Origin of the sequence: uncultured Nocardioides sp. (assembly GCF_902805925.1) — a bacterium.
GTDB lineage: Bacteria > Actinomycetota > Actinomycetes > Propionibacteriales > Nocardioidaceae > Nocardioides.
In genome coordinates this window covers 1-6341 of the sequence record NZ_CADCUP010000139.1, presented here as the reverse complement: position 1 = coordinate 6341, position 6341 = coordinate 1, and the positions used below count along the sequence as shown (strand labels likewise).

The window sequence follows — 6341 nt, the reverse complement described above, 5'->3', positions numbered from 1 at the left end:
AGATCAGGCGATCCTCGGCCTCGTGGTGGTGGGTCAGCTCCCGGACGAGGTTCTGCCAGGCCCGCTGCAGCTGACGTGCCCGTGCGGCGTCACCCTCGCGGAAGGCGCGCAGCGCGTGCTCGGTGCGTGCCACGTCGCGGCGGACGGCGGCATGGATGATCTGGTTCATGCTCAACGAGGCCATGGCGGCAAGGTAGCCACGCGGGTTGGGCGACGCGACCCCGAAATCGGGGCATCAGTCGTGGAGCGAGCGCACCCACCGCCGCAGCGGTGCCACGCGACGATGGCAGGGATCGTTGCTCCCTGCCATTCTCAACCTATAGCGCGGCCGGGGGCTTGTGGCAAGGCCCCCTTCGTGGTTCAGACTCCTCGGTCAGTGACGATGACGGATCAACACACGGGGAGCTCGGATGGTCGATGTGAGGAAGCCGAAGCCGTTCGAGGTCTACGAGTCGGGCATCCTGCTCCATGGGACGAAAGCGCACCTGGCAGCGGGTGATCTCCTGGTGCCCGGGCGCAGCTCGAACTTCGAGGATGGGCGGACGTCGAACCACGTCTACGTCACGGCGACCCTGGACGCCGCGACCTGGGGTGCCGAGCTGGCGCTGGGAGAAGGGCGCGGACGGATCTACCTCGTGGAACCGCTCGGCGCCCTGGAGGACGATCCGAACGTCACGGACAAGAAGTTCCCAGGCAACCCGACCCGGTCCTACCGCACCCGAGAACCGGTGAAGGTCGTCGCTGAGCTCCTGGACTGGGTCGACCATTCGCCTGAGCAGGTCCGAGCCATGCGGGAAGGGTTGGCCGACCTGAAGCGCAAGGGCCTGGCGGTCATCCACGACTGACCGCTACTACCAGGGGGGGCTCCCCGGTACGCCCAGCCGCGCGTGTCACCACAGGAGAAGCCCCGCACCAGGAGTGCGGGGCTTCTCTGTGCGCGGACGCGGGCGACATGCCGCGAGCGGATCAGCGGCCGGTCATCCGCGGGGCGTTGAACGCCCACAGGCTGTAGGCGTCAGCGAGCTGCAGCCACTCGCGCACGGAGCGGCCGGGGATTCGAGCGGGGGGTGGGACGAGCATGTCTGACTCCTCGTTCGGTGGTTGCTTGCACGGGCAGAACACCTCGGCTCCCGGGTCCATGCCCCGGTTCGGCGCGAAGCCCGCGTGAGCCTGCCCACGTAGCTGCAGCGGGAAGCCGGCGGCCCGGGGATGAAGGAGTGAACGGGCCACTGCCCCGGAAGCGGATCCCTCACGACCAGGGATCCTCGGGTGGCCCGAGCCCGCGCCGATCCGAGGTCGGGTGTCAGCGCCTGACCTCGTACCTGGTCAGGAGCACGCCGTCGGGAAGCGTCCGGGTCTCCACCAGGTTCAGGTTCACCCAGCTGTCCAGGGCGGTGAAGAACGGCGTGCCGCCGCCCACCAGGACCGGGTGGGTGAGGATCGCGTACTCGTCGATCAGCCCGGCCCGGATGGCCGCCGCGGCGAGGGTGGCGCCGCCGATGTCCAGAGGACCGCCGTCCTCGCTCTTGAGCCGGGTGATCTCCGTGACCGCGTCGCCGGTGACCAGGCGGGCGTTCCAGGCGACCGCGCTGGTCGTCGAGGAGAACACCACCTTCGACATGTCCCGCCAGCGGCGAGCGTACTCGACCTGCGCAGGAGTGGCGCCAGGCTGTTGATCGGCGGTCGGCCAGTGGGAGCTCATCGTCTCCCACAGCTTGCGCCCGTACAGCGCCAGGCCCGTCGCCCCCACCCGGTCGGACCACCACTGGAACAGCTCGTCGCTCTGCACGCCCCAGTCGAGGTCGTCGCCGGGCGCGGCGATGTAGCCGTCCAGGCTCACGTTCATGCCGAAGGTCAGTCTCCGCATGGCGTCAGCCTCCCGTGAGTCGGGATGCGCCGTACAGACCATCAGCCGCGGGAGACTCGTCGGTCAGGGGTCATCGTCCGGCGGCGAGGCCGGGCACCCGTTCAGCCCCGCCAGTGACCTGTTCCGGTCGACCGGGGTGCGGACACGGTGCAGACCTTCGGCGTGGCACGCCGGGGGACGTCTCCCGCGCGGTGGCCGAAGTGCCTCTGACAGCGAGACATCAGGCCTGGAGCGAGCGCACCCACCGATGCAGCAGCGCCGCGCCGGCGTCCCCGGACTTCTCGGGGTGGAACTGCGTGGCGGTGAGCGGGCCGTTCTCGACCGCCGCGACGAAGCGGTCCCCGCCGTGCTCGGCCCAGGTGACCAGCGGCGCCCTGGTGCGGTCGTTGGTCACCAGGGTCCAGTCGCGGACGCCGTAGGAGTGGACGAAGTAGAACCGCTCGTCCTCGATGCCGTCGAAGACGACCGAGCCCGCGGGCACCTCGACGGTGTTCCAGCCCATGTGCGGTACGACGGGCGCCTTGAGCCGCTCGACGGTGCCGGGCCACTCCCCGCACCCCTCGCTGACGACACCGTGCTCGACACCGGTCTCGAACAGCACCTGCATGCCCACGCAGATGCCCAGCACCGGGCGTCCGCCGGCCAGGCGCCGGCCGATGACCTCGTGCCCGCGCACCGCGCGCAGTCCCTCCATGCACGCGGCGAAGGCGCCCACGCCGGGTACGACGAGACCGTCGGCCTCCTGCGCCACCGCGCGGTCGGCCGTCAATGTCACGTCGGCGCCGGCGCGCTCGAGGGCCCGCACGACCGAGCGCGTGTTGCCCGACCCGTAGTCCAGGACGACGACCCGGGGTCTGGTCCCCGTCGCGGTCACAGGGTCCCCTTGGTCGACGGCACGCCCGTCTCCCGGGGGTCATGGGCGATCGCGTCGCGCAGTGCGCGCGCCACCGCCTTGAACTGGGCCTCCACGACATGGTGCGGGTCGCGGCCGCCGAGCACCCGCACGTGCAGGCCGAGATGGGCGTGGAAGGCCAGGGTCTCGAAGACGTGCCGCGTCAGCGAGCCCTGGTAGGCGGCGCCCCCGGGCCGACCGCCACCGCCGATCGCGACGTACTCCTGGCCCGCGGGCTCACCGGTGTGGACGCAGTACGGGCGACCGGAGACATCGACGACGGCCTGCACGAGCGCCTCGTCGAGCGGCACGGTGGCGTCGCCGAACCGGCGGATCCCCTGCTTGTCGCCGAGCGCCTGGCGCAGCGCCTGGCCGAGCACGATCGCGGTGTCCTCGACCGTGTGGTGGGCGTCGATGTGGGTGTCGCCGTCGGCGCGCACCTCGAGGTCGATCAGCGAGTGCCGCGAGAAGGCGGTGAGCATGTGGTCGTAGAAGCCGACCCCCGTGATGATGTCGTGGCGACCCGTGCCGTCGAGGTCGAGCGCGAGGTGCACCTTCGACTCCGAGGTGGCGCGGTCCAGCCTGGCGGTGCGGCTCATGCTGCCTGCTCCTTCATCACGTCGACCAGTGCGTCCTTGAAAGCGGTCATCTCCGCCGGGGTGCCGACCGAGACCCGCAGCCACCCCTGGGGGCCGGTCTCGCGGATCAGCACCCCCCGCTCGACGAGACCCTCCCAGACCCGGTGGCGATCGGCGAAGGTGCCGAAGAGCACGAAGTTGGCGTCGGACGCAGCGACCCGCAGCCCCTGCGCCTGCAGCCACGCGACCGTCTCGTCACGCTCGGCGCGCAGGTCCGCGACCCGGGCGAGCAGGGCGGGGGCGTGCCGCAGGGCGGCGAGGGCCGTCGCCTGGGTCACGGCCGAGAGGTGGTACGGCAGCCGGACGACGCGGATGGCGTCGCAGATCTCCGGCGCCGCCGCGAGGTAGCCCAGCCGCGCGCCGGCCAGTGCGAACGCCTTGCTCATCGTGCGCGAGACGACCAGGTTGCGGTGCTCGGGCAGCAGGTCGAGCGCGCTGGGCACACCGGGGCGCCGGAACTCGCCGTACGCCTCGTCGAGGACGACGATCCCGTCGCCGGCGGCCTCGCACAGCACGGCCACCGCCTCGGGCGGCAGCGCGGTGCCGGTCGGGTTGTTGGGCGAGGGCATGAGCACGACGGCCGGGCGGCGCTCGAGCACCAGCGCGCGGGCTGCGTCGAGGTCGAGGGAGAAGTCGTCCTCGCGGTGGCCGACGACCCACTCGGTCATCGCGTCCCGGGCGTACTCGGGATACATCGAGTAGGTCGGTGCGAAGCTCAGCGCACACGTGCCCGGACCGGCGAAGGCCTGCAGGAGCTGAAGCATCACCTCGTTGGACCCGTTGGCCGCCCACACCTGCGCCGGCGTGACCGGCTGCGTGGTGTCGCTGGACAGGTAGGCGGCCAGCGCCTGCCGGAGCTCGGTGAACTCGCGGTCGGGGTAGCGGTTCAGGCTGGTCGCGGCGTCCGCGACCGCGGCGGCGATGTCGGCCGCACACTCCGGCGAGGGCGGGTAGGGGTTCTCGTTGACGTTGAGCTGCACCGGCACGTCGAGCTGGGGCGCGCCGTACGGCGCGATGCCGCGCAGCTCCTCTCGCAGCGGCGGGAAGGTCATCGCTGGGAATCCGGGGCCGGCAAGACGTCGCCCCCGAAGCGCACCGACACCGCGGCGCCGTGCCCCGGCAGGTCCTCGGCCTCGGCGAGGGTGACGACGTGCCCGGCGACCTCGGCGAGGGCGGCGCGGGAGTAGTCGACGACGTGCACCGCCTTGAGGAAGGAGCGCACCGAGAGCCCGCTGGAGTGGCAGGCGCAGCCGGCGGTCGGCAGCACGTGGTTGGACCCGGCGCAGTAGTCGCCGAGCGAGACCGGCGCGAAGGCGCCGACGAAGATCGCCCCGGCGTTGCGCACCCGGGCGGCGTGCGCGGCGGCGTCGGCGGTCAGGACCTCGAGGTGCTCGGCGGCGTAGGCGTTGACGACGTCGAGGCCCTGCTCCATGTCGTCGACGAACACGATGCCGGACTGCCGGCCGCCCAGGGAGATCTGGATGCGGGAGGTGTGCCGGGTGGCGAAGACCTGCTTGTCGAGCTCGGCCTCGACCTCGTCGGCGAGCCGCTCGGAGTCGGTGACGAGCACGGCCGCGGCCAGCGGGTCGTGCTCGGCCTGGCTGATGAGGTCGGCCGCGACGTACGACGCCTCGGCGGTGTCGTCGGCCAAGATGGCGATCTCGGTGGGGCCCGCCTCGGAGTCGATGCCGACGACGCCCTTGAGCAGGCGCTTGGCGGCCACGACGTGGATGCTGCCAGGACCGGTGACGAGGTCGACGCGGCGGCAGTCGCCCGCGCCGTAGGCGAACATCGCGATGGCCTGGGCACCGCCCACGGCGTAGACCTCCTCGACCCCGAGGAGGCCGCACGCGGCCAGGATCGCGGGCTCGGGCAGGCCGCCGTTGTTCTTCTGCGGCGGGCTGGAGAGCGCGATGGAGCCGACGCCCGCGACCTGGGCCGGCACCACGTTCATGAGCACGCTGGAGACCAGCGGCGCGAGGCCGCCGGGGACGTAGAGCCCGACCCGGTCGACCGGCACCAGCCGGTGCGTCACGGTGGCACCGGGGGCCAGCTGCGTGACGACGTCACGCTCGAGCTCGGCCTCGCAGGTCTGCCGCAGCCGGCGCACCGACTCCTCGAGGGCCGTCCGCAGGGTCGGGTCGAGCTCCGCCAGGGCGCGGTCGATCGCCTCCCGCGGCACCCGGATGTCGTGCTGGACGATGTTGTCGAACCGCTCGCTGAACTCCACGATCGCGTCGACCCCGCGCGCCCGCACCGCGTCGCACACCGGCTGGACCAGATGGGTCGCCGCCTCGACGTCGAACTCGGCGCGCGGCACGGCGGCGCGGTAGTCGACGGGACCGGACTCGGCGGCGCCCCGCAGGTCGATGCGACGGATCATGCCCACGATTCTAGGTGCGCACCGCGCAGCGGCCTCCTCGGCGGTCCGCCGGTCGGGCGAGGCACCGCGTCGGGCGCCCGGACCGGGGCTAGGGTCGAGGCGTGAGCGAGCCGCAGCCCACCCTTCCGATGTTCCCCCTGAGCACGGTGCTCTTCCCGGGGGTCCAGGTGCCGCTGCACGTGTTCGAGGACCGGTACCGCGCCCTGGTGCACCACCTGCTGCGAGAGCCGCAGCCCGAGCGCCGGATGTTCGGCTCGGTGGCGATCCGCGAGGGCTACGAGGTCGGCGACCACGGCGCGCAGTCGCTCTACCGGGTCGGCTGCCGCCTGCAGCTCAGCGAGGTGGAGGCGCGCCCCGACGGCACCTTCGACATCGTCGCCGTCGGCCGCGACCGGATCAGGCTCGACGGCCTGGAGACCTCCGGGGAGTTCCCTGCGGGCCACGTGAGCGACTTCCCCGAGCCCCACGCCGACGTCCCGGCCGAGGTGGTCGACCGGGCCAGGGCGACGTTCACGGCGTACCGCGCCCGGGTCAGCGAGTTCCGGGGCGACCCCTTCGCCG

Annotated in this window: 8 protein-coding genes; 2 read left to right on the top strand and 6 right to left on the bottom strand. The window is 72.3% G+C overall.

Features of this window, described 5'->3' with window-relative positions; genetic code table 11:
* Positions 1–184: hypothetical protein (locus tag QZX64_RS10085; protein ID WP_295659102.1), on the bottom strand; the 184-nt coding region annotated here is incomplete at its 3' end.
* 226 nt (positions 185–410) lie between these two features.
* Between QZX64_RS10085 and arr the strand changes: the two genes are divergently transcribed.
* The gene (arr, locus tag QZX64_RS10080) at positions 411–845 is read left to right on the top strand and encodes an NAD(+)--rifampin ADP-ribosyltransferase (RefSeq protein WP_295659099.1); all 435 of its coding nucleotides are present in this window, start codon (positions 411–413) and stop codon (positions 843–845) included.
* A 458-nt stretch (positions 846–1303) separates the two neighbouring features.
* Here arr and QZX64_RS10075 read toward each other — a convergent pair whose 3' ends face one another.
* The 5 genes from QZX64_RS10075 to hisD all read right to left on the bottom strand — a co-directional run bounded on the left by QZX64_RS10075 (position 1304) and on the right by hisD (position 5780).
* A complete protein-coding gene (locus QZX64_RS10075; RefSeq protein ID WP_295659097.1) occupies positions 1304–1867 on the bottom strand; it encodes a dihydrofolate reductase family protein in 564 nt (187 codons plus the stop codon).
* A 220-nt stretch (positions 1868–2087) separates the two neighbouring features.
* Positions 2088–2741, bottom strand: a complete 654-nt coding sequence (hisH, locus tag QZX64_RS10070; RefSeq protein ID WP_295659094.1) for an imidazole glycerol phosphate synthase subunit HisH — start codon at positions 2739–2741, stop codon at positions 2088–2090.
* Positions 2738–3358, bottom strand: a complete 621-nt coding sequence (gene hisB, locus QZX64_RS10065; protein ID WP_295659091.1) for an imidazoleglycerol-phosphate dehydratase HisB — start codon at positions 3356–3358, stop codon at positions 2738–2740. The genes hisH and hisB overlap by 4 nt, the downstream gene beginning before the upstream one ends.
* On the bottom strand, positions 3355–4449 hold the full coding sequence (locus QZX64_RS10060) for a histidinol-phosphate transaminase (protein WP_295659089.1): 1095 nt from the start codon (positions 4447–4449) through the stop codon (positions 3355–3357). The genes hisB and QZX64_RS10060 overlap by 4 nt, the downstream gene beginning before the upstream one ends.
* Positions 4446–5780, bottom strand: a complete 1335-nt coding sequence (gene hisD, locus QZX64_RS10055; RefSeq protein WP_295659087.1) for a histidinol dehydrogenase — start codon at positions 5778–5780, stop codon at positions 4446–4448. The genes QZX64_RS10060 and hisD overlap by 4 nt, the downstream gene beginning before the upstream one ends.
* Positions 5781–5881: 101 nt before the next feature.
* Here hisD and QZX64_RS10050 point away from each other — a divergent pair.
* Positions 5882–6341, top strand: a 460-nt coding sequence (locus QZX64_RS10050; RefSeq protein WP_295659085.1) for an LON peptidase substrate-binding domain-containing protein, incomplete at its 3' end; no start/stop codon positions are given.